A 19990-nucleotide genomic window follows, 5' to 3' on the forward strand; every position below is an offset into this window, starting at 1 on the left:
TCTCGGACGAGCGACCACACTATCGGCTGACCATGACGAGGGCCCGCCGCCTGTGGATAACCCACGGGCGACGGGCCGTTCGCGACATGTGCGAGGGTGCCGTCCGGCCGCTCGGCGGTGCGGCGGCCGTAACGTGACCGGGGCGCCGGTCAGACGGCGGCCTTCTTCAGCCGTCGGCGCTCACGCTCGGACAGACCGCCCCAGATGCCGAAGCGCTCGTCGTTGGCGAGGGCATACTCGAGGCACTCGGAGCGCACCTCGCAGGCGAGGCAGACCTTCTTCGCCTCTCTGGTCGAGCCGCCCTTCTCAGGGAAGAAGGACTCGGGGTCGGTCTGGGCGCACAGTGCGCGCTCCTGCCAGCCGAGTTCCTCGTCCGCGTCGTCGACCAGCAGTTGCTGCACCAGCTCGGTCATGTGCGCCCCTCGTCTGTCTTCACGTCCCCGTGCGTAGCCGCTACCGATTTCGGCTGAACGACACGAGTGAAATTACAAGTGTGCTGCTCCGGGCGAGTCAAGCCGAGATCTGCTATTGAGCCCGTTATTCACTCTGCGGAACCAAGGCCATGCGGAAAGTGTTCAAATCGCCATAAACCATGACACACAGAAGAGGCCCCGAGGGGCGGCGGACCCCGCACAGTTCCCTGTACGAAGAAGGACGCCCCTGCGTTCGATCTCGTTCCTGCGAGGCTCGAGCGCTCGGTTGAGCGCCATGTGTCCCGCGATCCGGGTGAACAAACCTTTCACCTGACAGATGAACCGGATGAGGTGAACCATGTCGCACTTTCCGGGCGTCGAGTTGACAGTCCGGGTGTGAGCCGGTGTCCTAGTGGGCATGCTCGCGAACTTGGCACCCGTCTCGACCCGCACCGCCGGGTCCCTCGGTGCCGCACGCGCGCGCTGTAGCTGTTGTTGCTGTCCCAGCTGTTGAGCCCATCGCGCTCCGGCTGCTCCCGAGTCCATCCCGGCTCGGCCGCGTTTCCCCGTCCCCGACCCTCATCCGGGACCCCTCTCATCGCCCGTGACCCGGGCGGACGCAGAGCGACACCCAGCCCCCACTCCCCCGCCGAGGAACCCCCTCACCCGATGAACAGCGACAACGACCTCCAGATCGCCGGCGACATCCTCGAAGTCCCGCACCTGCTCCAGCCGCCGCGTGAGCACCCCGCCACGGTCGCCGAGTTCGTGGGCCTCGCCCGCGCCATCGCCGCCGACCGCTCCCAGTGGGCGCACCTCGTCCGCTACGACGCCACCACCCGCTGGTACCACCGGCTCCGCACCGGCCCCGGCTACGAGGTCTGGCTGCTGTCCTGGGTGCCCGGCCAGGGCAGCGGGACGCACGACCACGGCCGTTCCTCCGGTGTCCTCACCGTCCTGGAGGGCACGCTGACCGAGCGCACCGAGCGGGACACGCGCGCGCTGACGGCCGGCGCCCAGCGGGTGTTCGCGCCGGGTTACGTGCACGAGGTGGTGAACGACGCGCTGGAGCCCGCGGTGAGCCTGCACGTCTACCACCCGGGCCTGACCGAGATGCCGATGCACAACTCCCCGCACTGCGAGGCGCGCACCGGACCGCGTCCGGTGACTGCCTGACACGATGTCGTACCCGCCTGCGAGAATCGGCCCATGCGCATTGTGGTTCTGGCAGGCGGCATCGGTGGTGCCCGGTTCCTGCGCGGTCTGAAGCGGGCCGTGCCGGACGCGGACGTCACGGTCATCGGCAACACCGGCGACGACATCCACCTCTTCGGGCTGAAGGTCTGCCCGGACCTCGACACGGTGATGTACACGCTGGGCGGCGGCATCAACGAGGAGCAGGGCTGGGGGCGGACGGACGAGACCTTCCACCTCAAGGAGGAGCTGGCGGCCTACGGGGTCGGCCCGGAGTGGTTCGGTCTCGGGGACCGGGATTTCGCCACGCACATCGTGCGGACGCAGATGCTGGGCGCCGGCTTTCCGCTGAGCGCGGTCACCGAGGCGCTCTGCGACCGCTGGAAGCCGGGTGTGCGGCTGATCCCGATGACCGACGACCGCGTGGAGACCCACGTGGCCGCGGAGATCGACGGCGAGCGCAAGGCGATCCACTTCCAGGAGTACTGGGTGCGGCTGCGCGCCTCGGTCGCGGCCGAGGCGGTCGTGCCGGTCGGCGCCGAGCAGGCCAAGCCGGCGCCGGGCGTCCTGGAGGCCATCGCCGAGGCGGACGTCATCCTCTTCCCACCGTCCAACCCGGTCGTGTCCATCGGCACCATCCTGGCCGTGCCCGGCATCCGTGAGGCGATCGCGGAAGCGGGCGTGCCCGTGGTGGGCCTGTCCCCGATCGTCGGGGACGCGCCGGTGCGCGGGATGGCCGACAAGGTGCTCGCCGCGGTCGGCGTGGAGTCGACGGCAGCCGCGGTCGCCGAGCACTACGGCTCGGGGCTGCTGGACGGCTGGCTGGTCGACACCGTCGACGCGGGCGTGGTGGAGCGGGTCGAGGCGGACGGGATCCGCTGCCGGGCGGTGCCGCTGATGATGACCGACGTCGACGCGACCGCGCAGATGGCCCGGGAGGCGCTTGCACTGGCCGAGGAGGTGCGGGGAGCGTGAGCGGCCGGCGCCCCGAGTACCGGGTCTGGGCCCCGTCCGGCATCGCCGAGGTGCGGGCCGGCGACGACCTGGCCAAGCTGATCGCCGCCGCCGAACCCGGGCTGGCCGACGGGGACGTGCTGCTCGTCACGTCCAAGATCGTCTCCAAGGCGGAGGGTCGTGTCGTCCGGGCGGACGACCGCGAGTCCGCGATCGACGCGGAGACCGTGCGGGTGGTGGCCCGGCGCGGCCCCCTGCGCATCGTCGAGAACCGCCAGGGCCTGGTGATGGCGGCCGCCGGGGTCGACGCCTCCAACACCCCGTCCGGCACCGTGCTGCTGCTCCCCGAGGACCCGGACGCGTCCGCGCGCGCGATCCGCGACGGGCTGCGCGACACCCTCGGCGTCCGGGTCGGCGTCGTCGTCACCGACACCTTCGGCCGGCCCTGGCGCGCGGGGCTCACGGACGTCGCGATCGGCGCGGCCGGAGTGCGCGTGCTGGACGATCTGCGCGGGGGCACGGACGCCCACGGCAACCCGCTCAGCGCCACCGTCGTCGCCACCGCCGACGAACTGGCCGCCGCCGGCGACCTGGTCAAGGGCAAGGCCGCCGGACTCCCGGTCGCCGTGGTGCGCGGGCTGCCCCACGTGGTGGACGGCGAGGACGGCGAGGGGGCGCGGGCGCTGGTGCGTACCGCGCGGGACGACATGTTCCGGCTGGGCACGTCCGAGGCCGTGCGCGAGGCCGTGACCCGGCGACGTACCGTGCGGGCCTTCACCGACGAGCCCGTGGACCCCGGCGCGGTCCGGCGCGCGGTGGCCGCGGCGGTCACCGCGCCCGCCCCGCACCACACCACGCCCTGGCGGTTCGTGCTCCTGGAGTCCGAGGAGTCGCGGGTACGGCTGCTCGACGCGATGCGGGACGCCTGGATCGCCGACCTGCGCCGGGACGGCAAGAGCGAGGGGTCCATCACCAAGCGGGTCCGGCGCGGCGACGTGCTGCGCAACGCCCCGTACCTGGTCGTGCCGTGCCTCGTCATGGACGGCTCGCACGCCTACGGGGACGCGCGGCGGGACGGCGCCGAGCGGGAGATGTTCGTGGTCGCGACGGGCGCGGGCGTGCAGAACCTCCTGGTCGCCCTGGCCGGGGAGCGGCTGGGGTCGGCCTGGGTGTCGTCGACGATGTTCTGCCGGGACACGGTGCGCGAGGTGCTGGGACTGCCGGCGGACTGGGACCCCATGGGGGCGGTGGCGGTGGGCCATCCGGACGAGGAGCCGCGGCCGCGGCCGGAGCGGGACGCGGGGACGTTCATCGAGGTGCGGTGACGTCCGTGGGCAAGTCGCGTCCGACGCCCCCGGCGACCGCCTAGTCTCTAGGACAGCCCCGGCACCACCACCCCCTAGGAACCCACCAGTGGCAGGACGATTCGCTCCGCGCCCCACCCGTACGACCGTGCGCGGCGGGCATGTCGGTGTGCCCGCCGGTGCCGCCGCCGGGATACCCCGGCAGGCCGCGGGGCCGGCGCGGGTGCGGCGCTGGACGCCGGAGGGGCCGCTCGATCTGGGGCTGGTGCTGGGTCCGCTGCGGCGCGGGCCCGGCGACCCGACGTTCCGGACCACACCGGACGGGTCCGTGTGGCGGGCCGCCCTGACGCCGGCCGGGCCGGGCACGCTGCGGGTGCGCGCCTACGGCGGTGAGGTGCTCGGTGAGGCGTGGGGACCGGGCGCGCAGTGGCTGCTGGAGCAGTTGCCCGGGATGCTGGGTGCCGCCGACGACCCGGACGCGTTCGTGCCCCGGCACCGGGTGGTGGCGCTGGCGCGGCACCGGCGGCCGGGGCTGCGGCTGACCCGGACCGGGCTGGTGCTGGAGTCGCTGATTCCGTCGGTGCTGGAGCAGAAGGTCACGACCGACGAGGCGTACCGGGCGTGGCGGTTGCTGGTGCGGAGGTTCGGGGAGCCGGCGCCCGGCCCCGCGGGCGCGTTCGAACGGCCGATGTGGGTGATGCCCGCTGCGCGGACGTGGGCGCTGATTCCCTCCTGGGAGTGGCACCGGGCCGGGGTCGACGACAAGCGGGCCTCGACGATCCTGCGGGCCGTGCGGGTCGCCGCGCGGCTCGAGCAGGCGGTGGGGATGCCGGCGGACGAGGCTCGGGCGCGGCTGGAGGTCGTGCCGGGGATCGGGCCGTGGACGTCGGCGGAGGTGGTGCAGCGCAGTCATGGGGCGGCGGACGCGGTGACCGTCGGGGATCTGCATCTGCCGGGGATCGTGGGATGGGTGCTGGACCGGAACCGGGACGCCGATGACGCGGAGATGCTGCGGCTGCTGGAGCCGTATGCGGGGCAGCGGCATCGGGCGGCTCGGCTGATTCTGCTGAGTGGGCAGGTGCCGCGGCGGCGGGCGCCGAAGATGCCTCGGTGGGACATCGGGGTGCTTTAGGGCTGGGGTGTGCGTGGGTGCTCGGCGTTGGCGCCGGCCTGGGGGTTGCGCTTGCCCCGCGCTCGCGGGGTGCCTCCCCCACGCTCGGCTTCGCTCGAGCGGGGGGGACCCCATCGCTCACCCGCGCCGCCCTGGGGGTCCCCCCAGGCCCTTGAGGCACTGGGGGAGGCACGCATGCCCGCAGCTGGGTCGGCTTGGTGCGCTTACTGGTCCGAGGAGAAGCGGAGGGCGGCCGGGGGGATGTGGGCGTCGCACCAGACGCGGACGCCTTCGCGGAGTTCGTTGTCGGGGCCGACCACCGCGCCGTCGCCGATGACCGTGCCGGTGAGGACGGAGCGTTCGCCCACCCGGGCGCGGCTGCCGATGAGGGAGTCGGTGATGACGGCGCCGGGCTCGATGACCGCGCCGGGCAGGATCGTCGAGCCGGAGACCCGGGCGCCCTCCGCGACGAACGCGCCCTCGCCGACCACCGTGCCCCCGGTCAGCTTGGCGTTCGGGGCGACGACGGCCGTGGGCAGGACCAGCCGGTCGCCGCAGCGGCCGGGGACGGCCGGCGAGGGGGCCCGGCCGAGGACCAGGTCGGCGGAGCCGCGCACGAAGGCCGCGGGGGTGCCGAGATCGAGCCAGTACGTGGAGTCCACCATGCCCTGCAGGTGGGCCCCGGCGGACAGCAGACCGGGGAAGGTCTCGCGTTCCACGGAGACCGGACGGCCCGCCGGGATGGTGTCGATGACCGAGCGGCGGAAGACGTACGCCCCCGCGTTGATCTGGTCGGTGACGATCTCCTCCGGCGTCTGCGGCTTCTCCAGGAAGGCGAGCACCCGGCCGGTCCCGTCGGTGGGGACCAGACCGTAGGCACGCGGGTCCGTCACCTTCGTCAGGTGCAGGGAGACGTCCGCGCCCGTCGACTCATGCGTGTCGACCAGGGCCCGGATGTCCAGGCCGGTCAGGATGTCGCCGTTGAAGATCAGTACCGGGTCGTCGGGACCGGAGCGCAGGAGCGGGGCCACGTTGCGGATGGCGCCGCCGGTGCCGAGGGGCTCCTCCTCCGTGACGTACTCGATGTGCAGGCCCAGCGCGGCGCCGTCGCCGAAGTAGGGCTCGAAGACCTCGGCGAGGTAGCTCGTGGCGAGGACGATGTGCTCCACGCCCGCCGCTCTCGCTCTGGCGAGCTGGTGCGTGAGGAACGGCACCCCGGCCGCCGGGACCATGGGCTTGGGCGTGTGCACCGTGAGCGGGCGCAGCCGGGTGCCTTTGCCGCCGACCAGGAGGATCGCTTCTGTCACCTGTCGTCTCCGCTTCCTGCCGGGACCGGCCGAACTTCTCGTTTCGGCCGGTCAGTGTATGCAGACCGGCCGGCGACGCCTCGGGTGGCCGCGCGGTGTCCGGCGGGATCGGCGCCAGGATTCCCTCGACCGCGCGTATCTCCCGACGACGGTGCCCGCGTCCCGGTCCTCAGCGGCCCTGGTACCGCGCGGCGCTGGAACGGGCCGAGCCGAGCTTGGAGTAGAGCCGCTTGCCCGGGCAGTCGGTGGCGAATCCGTCCCTGTGTCCGGAAATCACGTTCAGTCGTACGCTCTTCCCCTTTGGGTAGAGATTGCCGCCACCCGATGTCAGATATGTCTTTCCGCGCGGATTGGCGCCGTAGAGGCCGAGCTTCCACGCGGTGAGCTTGGCGACGGCCTTCACCGCGGCGCCGGACGGCTTGCTCGAGCCGTAGCTGCCGATGACGGCGATGCCCATGCTGTTGCTGTTGAACCCGAGGGTGTGGGCGCCCAGGACCGCCTTGGTGACTCCGCCGGCCCGGCCCTCGTAGATGGTTCCGCACTTGTCGACGAGGAAGTTGTAGCCGATGTCCCGCCAGCCCATGCTCTTGACGTGGTAGCGGTAGATGCCCCGGATGACGGACGGGGCCTGGGAGCATGAGTAGTTGTTGCCGGTGGACGTGTGGTGCACGAAGGCGGCCTTGATCTTCTTCGTGTACACGAACCCGCGCCCGCGCAGTGACTCGTCCGCGCTCCAGCCCCGGCGCGTCACGATTCCCGGGCGGGGCCCGATGTAGGGCTTGGCCCGGGGCACACCGTCGTCCACGGCGTCCAGGTCGCCCTCGGCCCGCAGACGGTCCATCTCCCGCTCGGTGTCGCGCCGGCTCAGCGCGGGCAGGGCGCGGGGGCTGTCCGCTTGCGGCCCCTGGGCCGTCGTCGTGCCGCCGGGGTCGACGAGTTCCAGGCGCAGCCCGGACGGCAGGGGCGGGTCGCCGCCCCCGCGCCGGTCCGTGGCAGCCCGGTCCGGCGCGGAGTCGGCGCGCACCCGTACGTCCACGCCGTCCGAGTCGCCCACCCACAGCGGCGCGGTGGCTCCGCGCACCCGGCCCGAGGAGCGTTCGGCGGTGGCCGGGTCGGCGCCGTGGTCCCCGTTGTGCGTCTCGACGTCCTGCCAGCGGGACCATTTTCCGGACGCCGCAGACCGGGTCCGTACCTGCACCGTGCCGCGCAGGGCTGTGTCCGGGTCGTCCCAGATCACGCCGACGAGCGAGAAGTGCCGTACGCCGGTGCGGTACAGGCCCTGTTCGGGGGCGGTTCCGGGGGTGCGCTCCTGGTCGAGCGGGGCCAGCGGCAGCGACTGGGTGCTGCCCGGGGCCGCCGCCCCGGCCGGCCGCCCCGCTCGCGGGGACGCGGCGGTCGCGGGCAGGGCCGCCGAAAGGACAAGGGCGGCCGCGCAGGTGACGCCGATCGAGGTGGCGCGGGCCGGGGAGCTGAGGAATCCACGCATGTCCTTGATCCTGGGCACGGTCGCCGTGGCCCGCCATCGGGGAACTGACGGTGCGTCGGCGGCCGTTGCGCCGAACCGGTGGCCCCGGCACTCGGTGCGCGGGGCCGCCCCGGCGTACTCTTGCGCGGGTGAACGCCACCGATCGCACCCCTGCCGACCTGCTGCGTTCCGCGCTCGCCGCGGACGCCGGACGCCCCCTGGTGACCTTCTACGACGACGCCACGGGCGAGCGCGTGGAACTGTCCGTGGCCACCTTCGCCAATTGGGTGGCCAAGACCGCGAACCTGCTGCAGGGCGACCTGTCCATCGGCCCCGGTGACCGGGTCGCGCTGCTGCTGCCCGCCCACTGGCAGACGGCGGTGTGGCTGCTCGCCTGCTCGTCGGTGGGAGCTGTCGCGGACATGGCCGGCAACCCGGCTGCCGCCGATGCCGTCGTGAGCGGGCCCGACACCCTGGAGGCGGCCCGGGCCTGCCGCGGCGAGCGGGTCGCGCTCGCGCTGCGGCCGCTCGGCGGGCGGTTCCCGCGAACGCCGGACGGGTTCGTCGACTACGCCGTGGAGGCGCCGAGCCAGGGGGACCGGTTCGCACCGTTCGCCCCGGTGGACCCCGAGGACCCCGCGCTGATCGTCGCGGGTGCGGAGTTCAGCGGGGCCGAGGTGGTCGAGCGGGCGCTGTCCGAGGCGCCGTCGCTGGATCTGACGGGGCCCGGGTCGCGACTGCTGTCGGGGCTGCCGTACGACACGTGGGACGGGCTGAGCGCGGGGCTCTACGCGCCGCTGGCCGTCGGCGGGTCCGTGGTGCTGTGCCGGAACCTGGACCGGCTGGACGGGGAGGGCCTGGCCAAGCGGATCGAGAGCGAGCGGGTGACCGCGTCCCGCCACTGAGCCGCGTCCCGCCCTTGAGCCGCGTCCCGCCACTGAGCCCGCTGGGCACCGCCCCGGCCACCCGTCGGGCAGGCCCCACCGCCGTCACCCGGATGGAGTAGCAAAGGGCGGCTCCCCCGGCTCCGTCCCGCCATCGTCGTAGGAGCAGCACGTGACGCTCGTACGCCATGGAGGGGTGTGACCGGACGTGCCCGACAGCGCAGGCAAGCCCCTCGGCCCCGGCCTCGGGTCCTCGGCCGACGGGGAGGGCCTGGCACGACGGCACCGGCGGCGGTGGGTGTGGGGTACGGCGGTGGGGGTGACCGCGTTCCTGATGGCCTCGTCGGGGATCGGCTGGGTCGTCTACGCCAAGCTCAACGGCAACATCACCGCCGACGAGGCGGCCGCCGCCGAACTCGCCCGGTACGAGCGGGAGCGGCCCACCTCGCTGGTGCGGGGCGCGCAGAACATCCTGCTGGTCGGCTCCGACACGCGGGCCGGGCAGGGCAACCAGGAGTACGGGCGGGACGTGGGCAGCGAGCGGTCCGACACCACGATCCTGCTGCACCTGGCCGCCGACCGGCGCAGCGCCACCGCCGTCTCGCTGCCGCGGGACCTGATGGTGGACATCCCCGGCTGCCGCAGGGCGGACGGCAGCCGCAGCGAGCCGGTGTTCGCGATGTTCAACCGGGCTTTCCAGGTGGGCGGTTCGGCCTGCTCCATCCGTACCGTCGAGAAGCTGACGGACATCCGCGTCGACCACCACATGGTGGTCGACTTCAGCGGGTTCAAGGAGATGGTGGACGCCGTCGACGGGGTGCGGGTGTGCCTGCGGGAGCCCATCGACGACAAGGCCGCCAAACTCAGGCTGCCGGCCGGGAAGGTGACGCTCGACGGGGAGCAGGCGCTCGGTTACGTGCGGGCCCGCAAGTCGCTCGGCAACGGCAGCGACACCGACCGGATCGACCGGCAGCAGCAGTTCCTCGGCGCGCTCGTGAACAAGGTGCAGAGCAGCGGTGTGCTGCTGAACCCGGTGAAGCTCTACCCGCTGCTGGACGCGGCGACCTCCTCGCTCACCACCGATCCGGAACTGGCAAGTCTGCGTGGTTTGTACCAGTTGGTGCGCGGACTGCGCGACATCCCCACCGAACATGTCCAGTTCCTGACGGTGCCGCGGAAGTCGTACGTCTACGACGCCAATCGCGACCAGCTGGTGGAGCCGGAGGCCGAGAAGCTGTTCGCCCGGCTGCGGGCGGACCAGCCGGTCGCGGTGAAGGCCGTTTCACGGCAGGTTCCCGGCGGCGGAGGGGAAGAAAACCGTAAGAATGCCCCCTCCCCCACCCCCACCTTCCGCGGGAACACCGCCGACGAGCACACCTGCGAGTAAGGCGTACAGCAGGGCCTACAAACTTTTGTTCAGAAATATGAGGGGGATTGCCCGGTTGTAGGAACGTGGAATTTGTCACCGCCGTCGCTCGACGCTGAACTGGACGGATAGTGTGAGCGATCCGGTGCACCCGGCCACGAGGTCTGTCCTGGGGTCGCGCACTGTTTCACCGAGACCCGAGCGCCTTTGAGGGGGAAGGCGCCGCGTGGCCCCGACGGAGGATTCGGACAACCGTGGACGCGCAAGGCCGTGGGCGGGCGGACAACATCGACCCCGCAGACCAGTGGGTGCTCAATCCGAACACCGGCGAATACGAACTGCGACTGAGCCCTTCCGCACCGCAGTCGGCGGTTCCCGGCCCGCGCAAACCGGGCTCCCGGGCCTCCGGTGGCGCGGGGCGCGGGCGCGGCGACTCGGCGGCGGGCGGGACGCGCCAGATGCCTCAGGCGCGCGGCGCGGACGTGCCGGCCCCGCGCCGGCGCCGTGGCCCCGAGTCCGAGCCCGAGCCGCCGCAGGGGCGGCGCAACCGGCGGCCGGTGAAGAAGAAGTCGACGGCCAAGAAGGCGCTGGCCTGGACCGCGGGCGGCACGGCGTTCGTCCTCCTCGCCGTCGGCACGGCCGGCTATCTCTACCTCAAGCACCTAGAGGGCAACGTCACCACGACCGACACCAGCGCGGCCAAGGACGGCTTCAGCAAGGACGACGCGTTCAACATCCTGATCATCGGCACCGACAAGCGGACCGGCAAGGGCAACGAGGGCTACGGCGACAAGGGCAGCGTCGGCCACGCGGACACCAACATCCTGCTGCACGTGGCCAAGGACCGGACGAACGCCACCGCGCTGAGCATCCCGCGCGACCTGATCGTGGACGTCCCCGACTGCGAGACCATCCAGCCCGACGGCAGCAAGAAGGTCGTCGCCGGCACCAGTGACGTCCGGTTCAACACCAGCCTGGGACAGGACGGCCGGGACCCGGGCTGCACCATGAACACCGTGAAGGCGGTCACCGGGATCGTGCCCGACCACTTCATGATGGTCGACTTCAACGCGGTGAAGACGCTGACGACGGCGGTCGGCGGTGTCGACGTGTGCCTCAAGCACGCCGTGAAGGACGCGGATTCGCATCTCGACCTGCCCGCCGGCCCGTCGAAGGTCGCGGGCGAGCAGGCGCTGGCGTTCGTCCGCACCCGGCACAGCTGGGGCAACCAGGGCGACCTGGACCGCATCAAGGTGCAGCAGCAGTTCATGGGCTCGCTGATGCGCAAGATGTCCTCCAGCGACACCCTCACCAGCCCGACGAAGCTGGTGAAGCTGGCGGAGGCCGCCACCAAGGCGCTGACCGTCGACCAGGGCATCGGCTCGGTGAGCACGCTCAAGGACGTGGCACTCGAACTGAAGAAGGTGCCGCCGAAGAACATCTCGTTCATGACGGTGCCCGTCCTGGACAATCCGGCCGACGGCGTCGTCCACAAGACGGTGATCGTCAACCAGAGCAAGGGACCCGCGGTCTTCGACGCCATCAAGAACGACGTCTCCTTCACCGACGTGAAGAAGAAGCAGAAGGCGGCCAAGGCCAAGGCCAAGGACGAGGCGGCCGCCCGGCTGAAGGGCACCAAGTCCGACCCCTCCGAGGTGCGGGTGCGGATCCTCAACGGGGGCGCCGCGCAGGGCAGCGCGCAGGCCGAGCTCAACTGGCTGCAGAACAACGCGGGCGTGCTCAAGTCGGAGAACGGGGGCAACGCCCCCGCCCCGCTGAGCAGGACCACGCTGGAGTACGCGCCCGACCAGGCGGCGCAGGCACGCCGGCTGGCCGCCATCATGGGCCTGTCCGGCTCGGCCCTGAAGCCGGGCAAGAGCGTCACCAACGCGCAGGGACTGCCCGCGATGACGCTGACCCTGGGCAAGGACTTCAAGGGCGCGGGTGCGTCCCTGACCGCTCCGACGAAGGCGCCGGAGGTGGACGGCCAGTCCACCGCGGACAAGGTGCAGTGCGCCTCGTAGCCAAGGCCGTTCACAGTTCAGGCAGTTCATGGTTCAGCGTGGTTCACAGGTAACCCATCGGGTCCGTCGTGCGTCTAACCCGACGCGGGACGGACCCGTTGCATGGCGCAAGTGGGGGGCAGGGAGTTGGCGCAGAGCGGTGTGCGGGGGGAGCCTCCCGCGGTCGAGGACACGATGTCGCTCACGACGCGGACGGCGGGCGCCCCTGCGGGGTCCGGACGGCATGGCGGGGGGCGTCGTGGTGGCGGCCCGAAGACGGACCGGCGGCCGCGCCGACGGCGCGCGCTGCGCTGGTCGGCGATCGTGCTGGCCGTGGTGATACTCGGCACCGCGGGTGCCGGCTATCTGTACTACGAGCATCTGAACGGCAACCTTCAGAAGGGCCGGCGCAGCAACGCCGACGACTCCAAGGCGCAGCGGACCCGCCCGAACGCGGCCGGCCAGACACCGCTGAACATCCTGCTGATCGGCTCCGACAGCCGTAACTCCGACGCGAACGTGGCGCTCGGCGGCAGCAAGGACAACCGGGGGAACCCGCCGCTCGGCGACGTGCAGATGCTCATCCACCTCTCCGCGGACCGCAAGAGCGCCGCGATGGTGAGCATCCCGCGGGACACCCGCGTCGACATCCCCCAGTGCGAGGACCCGAAGACCGGCAAGTCGTACCCGGCGACCAACGACATCATCAACACCTCGCTGGCCCGGGGCGGCGCCGGCTGCACGCTGGCCACCTGGGAGAACCTCACCGGGGTCTACATCGACCACTGGATGACGATCGACTTCGCGGGCGTGGTCCGGATGGCGGGCGCCATCGGCGGCGTCGAGGTCTGTGTGAACCAGAACGTCTGGGACCGCTCGACGCCCAGTCAGCGGGGCGGCTCCGGACTCAAGCTGAAGGCCGGGCGGAAGAAGATCGAGGGCGTGCAGGCCCTGCAGTGGCTGCGCACGCGGCACGCCTGGGGCAGCGACCTGATGCGGGCCCGCGCCCAGCACATGTACCTGAACTCGATGATCCGGACGCTGAGGCAGCAGAGCGTCTTCACCGACACCGGCCGGCTGACGGACCTGGCCGAGGCGGCCACCAAGTCGCTGACGGTGTCGGAGGAGATCGGCACCGTCAAGAAGCTCTACGACCTCGGCATGGAGCTGAAGTCGGTACCGTCCAACCGCATCACGTCGGTGACGATGCCCAACGTCGAGGACCCGGTGAACGGCTCGCACGTGGTGCCGGAGAAGGCCGGCGCCGACAAGATGTGGCAGATGCTCCGCGACGACGTGCCCTTCGACAAGAACGGCAAGGAAGCGAAGAAGAAGGACAAGGCCGAACCGGCCAAGACCCCTTCGACGGACGCGGCCCGGCTCGGCGTGCTCGTCCAGAACGCCACCCAGTCCTCGGCCGGGCCCGCGGTGCAGGGCCGGGCGCGCGCGATCGGCCAGGTCCTCGTGCAGCACGGGTACGCCAGGGCGGACACCGACACCTCGGCGGCGGTCTCGGCGGACGAGACCGTCGTGCGCTACCCGAGCGCCGAACTGCAGGGCGACGCACAGGCCGTGGCCAAGGCGCTGGGCATCCCGGCGAGCCAGGTGAAACGGTCGACCGACGTGTCCGGGGTCACCGTCGTCGTCGGCGCGGACTGGCGTACGGGCTCCGTCTACCCGAAGAAGTCGGCCCCGAAGGCCGGCGACCTGCCGAGCAACTCCGACGCCCTCAACGGCTCGGACACCTCCAAGTGCATGGACGTGTACAAGCCCTACCAGTGGTAGCGCGGTGAGCGCATGAGAAGAGGGCCCCGCCTCGGACAGGTGGGGCCCTCTTCGTGTTCCGTCGTCAGCGGGGTTCGAGCACCGCCGGGCGCCGCGAGGCGATCACCCGCTTCGCCAGCGACCTGGGACTGGTCAGGAAGCCCCAGCCCCACGTCATGTGCATGGTCGCCAGAGCCACCGGTATCCGCAGCCGGGCCTTGAGGGGCAGCCCCTTGCCCGCCGGGACCGAGCCCGCCAGGATCGCGGCCAGATAGCCGCCGGGTATCACCAGGCCCCACGGGGTCAGGGCGACGCCCACCACCAGGCCCGCGGCGATCGCGCACACCGCCGTGGGCGGGGCGAGGTAGCGCAGGTTGATCGAGCCCTCGTGGTACCGGGCCACGACATGGCGCCAGCGGCCGTAGTCCTTGTACTGCTTGGCCAGCGCCTTCACGCTGGGCCGCGGCCGGTAGGACACCCTCAGCTCCGGCGAGAACCAGATCAGGCCGCCCGCCTCCCGGATGCGGAAGTTCAGCTCCCAGTCCTGGGCCCGGATGAACTCCTCGTTGTAGCCGCCCTGCTGCTCCAGGGCCTCGCGGCGGAACACCCCGAGGTAGACCGTTTCGGCGGGGCCCGCCTGGCCACCGGTGTGGAAGGCGGCGTTGCCGACGCCGATCTTCGAGGTCATGGCGGCGGCGACCGCGTGCTCCCAGTCGTTCTCGCCCTCGGCGTGCATGACACCGCCGACGTTCTGCGCGCCGGTCTCCTCCAGGAGCCGGACGGCGGTGGCGATGTAGTTCGGCGAGAGCATGCCGTGGCCGTCGACGCGGACCACGATCGGATGCCGGGAGGCCTTGATCGCCGCGTTCAGCGCGGCGGGGGTGCGGCCGGTCGGGTTCGGGACGGTGTGTACGCGGGGATGTTCCGCGACCAGCTCGGCGGCGATCTCGTCCGTGCGGTCCGTGGACGGACCGAGGGCGATCACGACCTCCAGCTCGCCGGCGTACTCCTGCGCGAGGATCGCTTGGACGGCCCCGCGCAGATGCCGCTCCTCGTTGAGGACGGGCATGATCACAGACACGGCGGGGTGCCGCACGTCGGGCTTGGTGTTCATAGGGGGCTCACGTTACCGCGAACGGGGGACACCGGTGCGCGCCGCCGGGGCCGATCGGCGGGCTGAGGATCGTATCGCCCTACCGTGCTCACGGATCCCACGTACGGCCGTCGTCCGGAGGTTCCCTTTGCCCAGCCCGCCACGGTCCCCCTCCCCCGCCGCGAAGGGTGGGGGAGACGCCACCAGGCCGCAACGCCGGCCGCAGCCGTCCGCCCGCGTGCCCAGGCCGCCCCGGCCGCCCAGGCCTGGCCGGCCGGCCGGGCGGGCGATGCGGCCCAGGCGGCCGCGCTGGGCGATGCGTGCGGTGACCACGCTGTCCGTGGTCGTCCTCGCCTCGGCCGGGATCGGCCACGCCGTCGTCACCAGCCTGGACGCCGGCATCACCCGGGTCGACGCCTTCAAGGACATGAAGAACCGGCCCCGGGCGGGGCACGGCACGAACGTCCTGCTGGTCGGCACCGACGGCCGCGACAAGATCGGCGAGCGGGAGCGGCGGGCGTACCACCTCGGTGGCCAGCCCTGCCACTGCACCGACACGATGATGATCGTGCACATCTCGGCGGACCGGGAGCGGGCGAGCGTGGTGAGCCTGCCCCGCGACTCCTACGCCGAGGTGCCCGCGCACACCGACACGGCCACCGGCCGGCAGCGCGCCGCGCACCCCGCCCGGCTGAACGCGGCCTACGCCGAGGGCGGCCCCCAGCTGACCATCAGCACCGTGGAGAACATGACCCATGTGAAGATCGACCACTATCTGGAGGTCGACTTCACCAGCTTCATGAGGACCGTGGACGTGCTCGGCGGCGTCCGGGTCTGCACGGCGACACCGCTGAAGGACTCGTACACCGGGCTGGACCTCGCGCCCGGCACCCACACCCTCATGGGCGGGCAGGCACTGCAGTACGTGCGCGCCCGGCACGTCGACGGGGCGAGCGACCTGGGCCGGATGAAGCGGCAGCAGCACTTCCTGGCCGCGCTGATCGACCGGGCCACCTCCTCCGGGGTGCTGCTGAACCCCATGCGGTTCCGGGACGTGACCCGGGCGGTGCTCGGATCGGTCCGCGCCGACGTGGGCTTCGGCACCGACGAGCTGCTCGACCTCGGCCGGGCGATGCGGAACTTCTCCCCGTCCTCCTCCGAGTTCACCACCGTGCCCATCGGACAGATGAACTACCAGGTCAAGGGGCTCGGCTCGACCCTGAAGTGGGACGACGCGGCGTCCGGCGCGCTCTTCGCGGCGCTGCGCGAGGACAAGCCGCTCAGCGCGGAGCGGCCGCGGCCCGCCGGGCCGGTCCCGGTGGAGGTCGACCCGCGGCGGATCCGGGTCCAGGTGGAGAACGGCACCCGCACCGAAGGGGTCGCCAAACGGCTCGACGCGGCGCTCGCCGCGGTGGGCTTCGCCGCCACCCACCGGCCGGTCACCGCGGCCGCCCACGACGTCTCGCACACGGTGGTCTCCTACGACCCCCGCTGGGACCGCTCGGCCCGCTCCCTGGCCGCGGCCCTGCCCGGCAGCGAGCTGCGCGCGGTGCGCGGCCAGGGGCCGCTGATGAAGGTGACCACCGGGTCCGACTTCCTGGACGCCCGCAAGGTGCGCAAGGTGCGGACCGGGGACCCGGCGAGGCCGGAGCACATCGTGGTGCGCGGCAACGAGGTGGTGTGCTCGCGGGGCACCTGATCCGTCGCACCGACCGGCGCGGGAGCGGTGAACGGCTCACCGGCGCGGGCCGCGGACCGGCGGTCCCCGGCCGGCGCCGGGCCCGCCGCGCCGGGTCAGTCCTCGAAGCCCTCCGCCGCCCGCTTCTCGCGCAGCTCGCGGATCGCGCGGCGGCGCGCCAGGCGGTGGGTGCGGCGGATCTGCGCCTCCTGGTTGCGGCGCCGGTCACGGTCGGTCTCCGGGTGCACCTGCGGCACCCGGCGCGGCTTGCCGTCGGCGTCCACGGCCGCGAAGACCAGGTAGGCCGAGCCGACCTGGGTGGCGGGGGCGGACTCGTTCCAGCGTTCGGCGAGCACTCGCACGCCGATCTCCATCGAGGTCCGGCCGGTCCAGTTCACCTGGGCCTTCACATGCACCAGATCACCCACGCGGACCGGCTCGAGGAACACCATCTCGTCCATGGACGCGGTGACGGCGGGTCCGCCGGAGTGCCGGCCGGCCACGGCGCCCGCGGCATCGTCGACCAGCTTCATGATCACCCCGCCGTGCACCGTCCCCAGCAGGTTGGTGTCGTTGTGGGTCATGATGTGGCTGAGCGTGGTGCGGGAAGCGGAGGTGGGCTTGCCCGGGATGTCCGGATCCGCGTCCGGGGCCTGATCTGTCATGACCCCTACCTTATGACGAAGTCACATTCGCGGAATTTGTGTCAGCTTCGCAACAGCGGCGCCCTTATTTTCCGACAACCCTTGTGGGGCACACGCCCCCGACCTGCACACTGGGGCGCATGAATGACTGGCCCCAGGGATGGTCCGACGACAACCGCGGCCCGCGCTACGGACGCGGCAGCGGCGGTGCGCAGCCGGAAGGCGCCCGCGTGATGCGTCAGGTGCAGCGCGGCCCGGCGGTACCGCCCGGCCAGCGCCCGTACGGCACGCCCGGCCCGTCGGCGCCGCCCTACGGCGCCGGGGTCCCGCAGCAGCCGTCGTACGTCGACGGCCAGGGATACGACGACTACGACAGCGGCTACAACACCGGCCAGGTCTACGGCGGAGGCGGCCCCGGCGGCCCCGAGGAGCCCTACGGCAGAGGCCCCCGCCCCGCCCCGAACTGGCGGCGGCGGATCAAGCTGACGGCCCTGACGCTCGTGACTGTGCTCATCGTCACGTCGGTGGCGACCTACTTCTGGGCCGACTCCAAGCTGAACCGGGACGTCGACCTCTCCAAGGTCATCGACCGGCCCGAGACCGGCGAGGGCACCAACTACCTGATCGTCGGCTCCGACAGCCGCAAGGGCATGACGGCCGAGGACAAGAAGAAGCTGCACACCGGCTCCGCGCAGGGCCAGCGCACCGACTCGATGATGATCCTGCACGTCGGCAGCAACGGCGACACCCTGATCTCGCTGCCGCGCGACTCCGACGTGGCGATCCCCTCCTACAAGGGGTCGACGTCCGGGAAGGTCTACGCGAACCAGGGCCGCCACACGAAGCTGAACGCGGCCTACGCCGAGGACGGCCCGACCCTGCTGGTCCGCACGATCGAGTTCAACACCGGCCTGCACATCGACCACTACGTGGAGATCGGCTTCGGCGGCTTCGCGAAGATCGTGGACGCGGTGGGCGGTGTCGAGATGAACCTCGACCAGGGCTTCAAGGACAAGTGGTCGGGCGCCGACTTCAAGGCCGGCAAGCAGACGCTGAACGGCGAGCAGGCCCTGGCCTTCGTCCGCACCCGGCACGCCTTCGCGGCGAGCGACCTGCAGCGCACCAAGAACCAGCAGAAGTTCCTGGCCGCGCTGGCCCACCAGGTCGCCACCCCGTCGACGGTCCTCAACCCGTTCAAGTTCTACCCGACCATGGGCGCCGGCCTGGACTCCCTGACCGTCGACAAGGACATGAGCCTGTGGGACCTGGCGTCGATGTTCTGGGCGATGAAGGGCGTCAGCAGCGGGGACGGCAAGTCCATGAACATGCCGATCTCCGGCTCCTCCGGCGGCAACCTCGTCTGGGACAAGGCGAAGGTGAAGACCCTGGTGGACGAGCTGAAGAACGACGAGACGGTGACCGTCTCCGGCAACTAGGCGGTCCCGGAGGCCAGCAGCGCGACATGGGGAAGGGCGAGCAGCCCTTCCCCTTCGTCGTACCGGGCGCACAGCCGTTCGTACTCGCGCCGGACGCGTCCGGCGGTCTCCGCGTCCTGCGAGGTCACGACCAGGCCGACGGTGCCGACCCCGGCGGCCACCCCGCCCCACCACTCCTCGACGGTCGCCCGGTGGTCCCACTCCAGCTCCTCCGCCCCGGCACCGCCGAAGCCGGCCTCCGAGAGCAGCCCGGCCAGGCCCCGGGGGGTCCGCTCGAAGTCCTCGTCCGGCGCGAGACGGGGCAGGTACGACGGCGGGACCGCGCCGCCCGCCGCGCACGCGGCACCGAGCAGCTCCTGCCCGCCCCCGCGCCGGGCGCCCCACAGCGTCACCGCGAGCCGCCCTCCCGGCCGCAGCACCCGCCGCAACTCGGCGAGGGCGGTGCGCGGACGGCCCACGTGGTTGAGCACGAAGTTCCCGACGACCGCGTCGAACTCGCCCTCCTGGAATGGCAGTTCGGGCAGCACCGCCACCTCGGCGGTCACCCCGCGCCGACGCGCCTCGGCGACCATCCCGGCATCGGCGTCCACGGCCCGCACCAGCGCGCCCCGCTCCGCCGCCGCCAGCGCGGCCGTGCCGGTCCCGGTACCCACGTCGAGCACCCGGGTCCCCGCGCCGACGCCTGCGGCGTCCAGCAGGGTGGGCACGGTGTGAGCGCACAGGCGCCCGAAGCTCATGGCGTACGCCTCGGTCCGCCCGGCCCACATGGTCCGTTCGGCGGCGTCGAAAGCCGTCGTCGCATCCGTATCGGTCATGCGCCCAGCCTGCCGCACAAACGATCAAGGGCACCCCGTGGGTGCCCTTGATCACACGCAGGCGCGCGAGGTCACATCCGGGCGCCCGCCATCGTCCGGCACATCTCCGCGCAGCGGCGACACGCCTCGGCGCAGCGCATGAGCTGCTGGTCGTCCGGCATGGACATACACGCCTCGGCGCACATGTCGCAGGCCTTGGCGCACATCGCGCACATCTCCTGGGCCATGGGCGAGCGGCGCATCATCATGTCGGAGCACATGCGGGTCATCTCGGAGCAGTCCATGAGCGCGCGCATGATCTGCATCTGGGGCTGGCCGCCCATGTGCATGCAGGAGCTCATGGCCTCCTCGCACATGGTGTGCGCCGTCATGCAGGCCTCGACGCAGTCCTGCATCTCCTTGGTCATCGGGGTCATGGTTCCGGGCTGGGTCATGGCTCCTCCTGGGAAGACTGGGACCCGGATCGGGCCCCGTGTGCTTCCGTCCTACGCCCACCATCCCCGGCCCGCATGTGACCGACCGGTCGTAAGGCGCCCCCGAACAGACGGAAGGCGCCCCG

17 protein-coding genes are annotated in these 19990 nt (G+C 72.0%); 10 read left to right on the plus strand and 7 right to left on the minus strand.

Annotation, left to right across the window (positions count from 1 at the left end):
- Window positions 1-149 precede the first annotated feature (149 nt).
- Window positions 150-413 (minus strand): WhiB family transcriptional regulator, encoded by a 264-nt coding sequence (locus AB0924_RS10105; protein WP_003975777.1) that lies wholly within the window; start codon window positions 411-413, stop codon window positions 150-152.
- A gap of 669 nt (window positions 414-1082) precedes the next feature.
- On the opposite strand from AB0924_RS10105, the gene AB0924_RS10110 reads away from it, so the two are divergent.
- The 4 genes from AB0924_RS10110 to AB0924_RS10125 all read left to right on the plus strand — a co-directional run bounded on the left by AB0924_RS10110 (window position 1083) and on the right by AB0924_RS10125 (window position 4997).
- Complete coding sequence (locus AB0924_RS10110; RefSeq protein WP_358928982.1) at window positions 1083-1589, plus strand: cysteine dioxygenase family protein; 507 nt, start codon at window positions 1083-1085, stop codon at window positions 1587-1589.
- A 33-nt stretch (window positions 1590-1622) separates the two neighbouring features.
- Window positions 1623-2582 carry a 2-phospho-L-lactate transferase gene (gene cofD, locus AB0924_RS10115; protein WP_358928980.1) on the plus strand — a complete coding sequence of 320 codons (960 nt, stop codon included), beginning with the start codon at window positions 1623-1625 and terminating at the stop codon, window positions 2580-2582.
- Entirely contained in the window at window positions 2579-3886 is a 1308-nt protein-coding gene (locus AB0924_RS10120) for a coenzyme F420-0:L-glutamate ligase (protein WP_366911132.1), read from the plus strand. The genes cofD and AB0924_RS10120 overlap by 4 nt, the downstream gene beginning before the upstream one ends.
- A gap of 88 nt (window positions 3887-3974) precedes the next feature.
- Window positions 3975-4997 (plus strand): DNA-3-methyladenine glycosylase 2 family protein, encoded by a 1023-nt coding sequence (locus AB0924_RS10125; protein ID WP_366911133.1) that lies wholly within the window; start codon window positions 3975-3977, stop codon window positions 4995-4997.
- Window positions 4998-5200: 203 nt separating this feature from the next.
- Here the strand turns inward: AB0924_RS10125 and AB0924_RS10130 are convergent, their stop codons facing one another.
- Window positions 5201-6283 carry an NDP-sugar synthase gene (locus tag AB0924_RS10130; RefSeq protein ID WP_359552014.1) on the minus strand — a complete coding sequence of 361 codons (1083 nt, stop codon included), beginning with the start codon at window positions 6281-6283 and terminating at the stop codon, window positions 5201-5203.
- Window positions 6284-6452: 169 nt separating this feature from the next.
- Window positions 6453-7769 (minus strand): peptidoglycan recognition protein, encoded by a 1317-nt coding sequence (locus tag AB0924_RS10135; protein WP_358928972.1) that lies wholly within the window; start codon window positions 7767-7769, stop codon window positions 6453-6455.
- A 128-nt stretch (window positions 7770-7897) separates the two neighbouring features.
- Between AB0924_RS10135 and AB0924_RS10140 the strand changes: the two genes are divergently transcribed.
- The 4 genes from AB0924_RS10140 to AB0924_RS10155 all read left to right on the plus strand — a co-directional run bounded on the left by AB0924_RS10140 (window position 7898) and on the right by AB0924_RS10155 (window position 13786).
- Window positions 7898-8653 (plus strand): TIGR03089 family protein, encoded by a 756-nt coding sequence (locus AB0924_RS10140; protein ID WP_358928970.1) that lies wholly within the window; start codon window positions 7898-7900, stop codon window positions 8651-8653.
- A gap of 187 nt (window positions 8654-8840) precedes the next feature.
- Entirely contained in the window at window positions 8841-10019 is a 1179-nt protein-coding gene (locus AB0924_RS10145) for an LCP family protein (protein ID WP_358928968.1), read from the plus strand.
- Window positions 10020-10252: 233 nt separating this feature from the next.
- Window positions 10253-12022, plus strand: a complete 1770-nt coding sequence (locus tag AB0924_RS10150) for an LCP family protein (RefSeq protein WP_366911134.1) — start codon at window positions 10253-10255, stop codon at window positions 12020-12022.
- Window positions 12023-12196: 174 nt separating this feature from the next.
- Window positions 12197-13786, plus strand: coding sequence for an LCP family protein (locus AB0924_RS10155; RefSeq protein ID WP_366911135.1), 1590 nt, complete (start codon window positions 12197-12199; stop codon window positions 13784-13786).
- Window positions 13787-13850: 64 nt separating this feature from the next.
- Here AB0924_RS10155 and AB0924_RS10160 read toward each other — a convergent pair whose 3' ends face one another.
- Window positions 13851-14879, minus strand: a complete 1029-nt coding sequence (locus AB0924_RS10160; protein WP_358928962.1) for a glycosyltransferase family 2 protein — start codon at window positions 14877-14879, stop codon at window positions 13851-13853.
- A 295-nt stretch (window positions 14880-15174) separates the two neighbouring features.
- Here AB0924_RS10160 and AB0924_RS10165 point away from each other — a divergent pair, with 295 nt between their 5' ends.
- Window positions 15175-16557, plus strand: coding sequence for an LCP family protein (locus AB0924_RS10165; protein ID WP_358928960.1), 1383 nt, complete (start codon window positions 15175-15177; stop codon window positions 16555-16557).
- Window positions 16558-16652: 95 nt separating this feature from the next.
- Here AB0924_RS10165 and AB0924_RS10170 read toward each other — a convergent pair whose 3' ends face one another.
- Entirely contained in the window at window positions 16653-17201 is a 549-nt protein-coding gene (locus AB0924_RS10170) for an acyl-CoA thioesterase (protein WP_358928958.1), read from the minus strand.
- A 119-nt stretch (window positions 17202-17320) separates the two neighbouring features.
- On the opposite strand from AB0924_RS10170, the gene AB0924_RS10175 reads away from it, so the two are divergent.
- Window positions 17321-18616, plus strand: coding sequence for an LCP family protein (locus tag AB0924_RS10175; RefSeq protein WP_366911136.1), 1296 nt, complete (start codon window positions 17321-17323; stop codon window positions 18614-18616).
- On the opposite strand, the gene AB0924_RS10180 is transcribed toward AB0924_RS10175, so the two are convergent.
- Window positions 18613-19431 (minus strand): class I SAM-dependent methyltransferase, encoded by an 819-nt coding sequence (locus tag AB0924_RS10180; protein ID WP_366911137.1) that lies wholly within the window; start codon window positions 19429-19431, stop codon window positions 18613-18615. The two genes, AB0924_RS10175 and AB0924_RS10180, sit on opposite strands and share 4 nt — an antisense overlap.
- 71 nt (window positions 19432-19502) lie before the next feature.
- Window positions 19503-19865: a four-helix bundle copper-binding protein gene (locus tag AB0924_RS10185; RefSeq protein WP_358928952.1), complete on the minus strand. Its 363-nt coding sequence runs from the start codon at window positions 19863-19865 to the stop codon at window positions 19503-19505.
- Between the last annotated feature and the right edge of the window lie 125 nt (window positions 19866-19990).

It is taken from the genome of Streptomyces sp. NPDC047869 (genome assembly GCF_040704065.1).
Classification (GTDB): domain Bacteria; phylum Actinomycetota; class Actinomycetes; order Streptomycetales; family Streptomycetaceae; genus Streptomyces.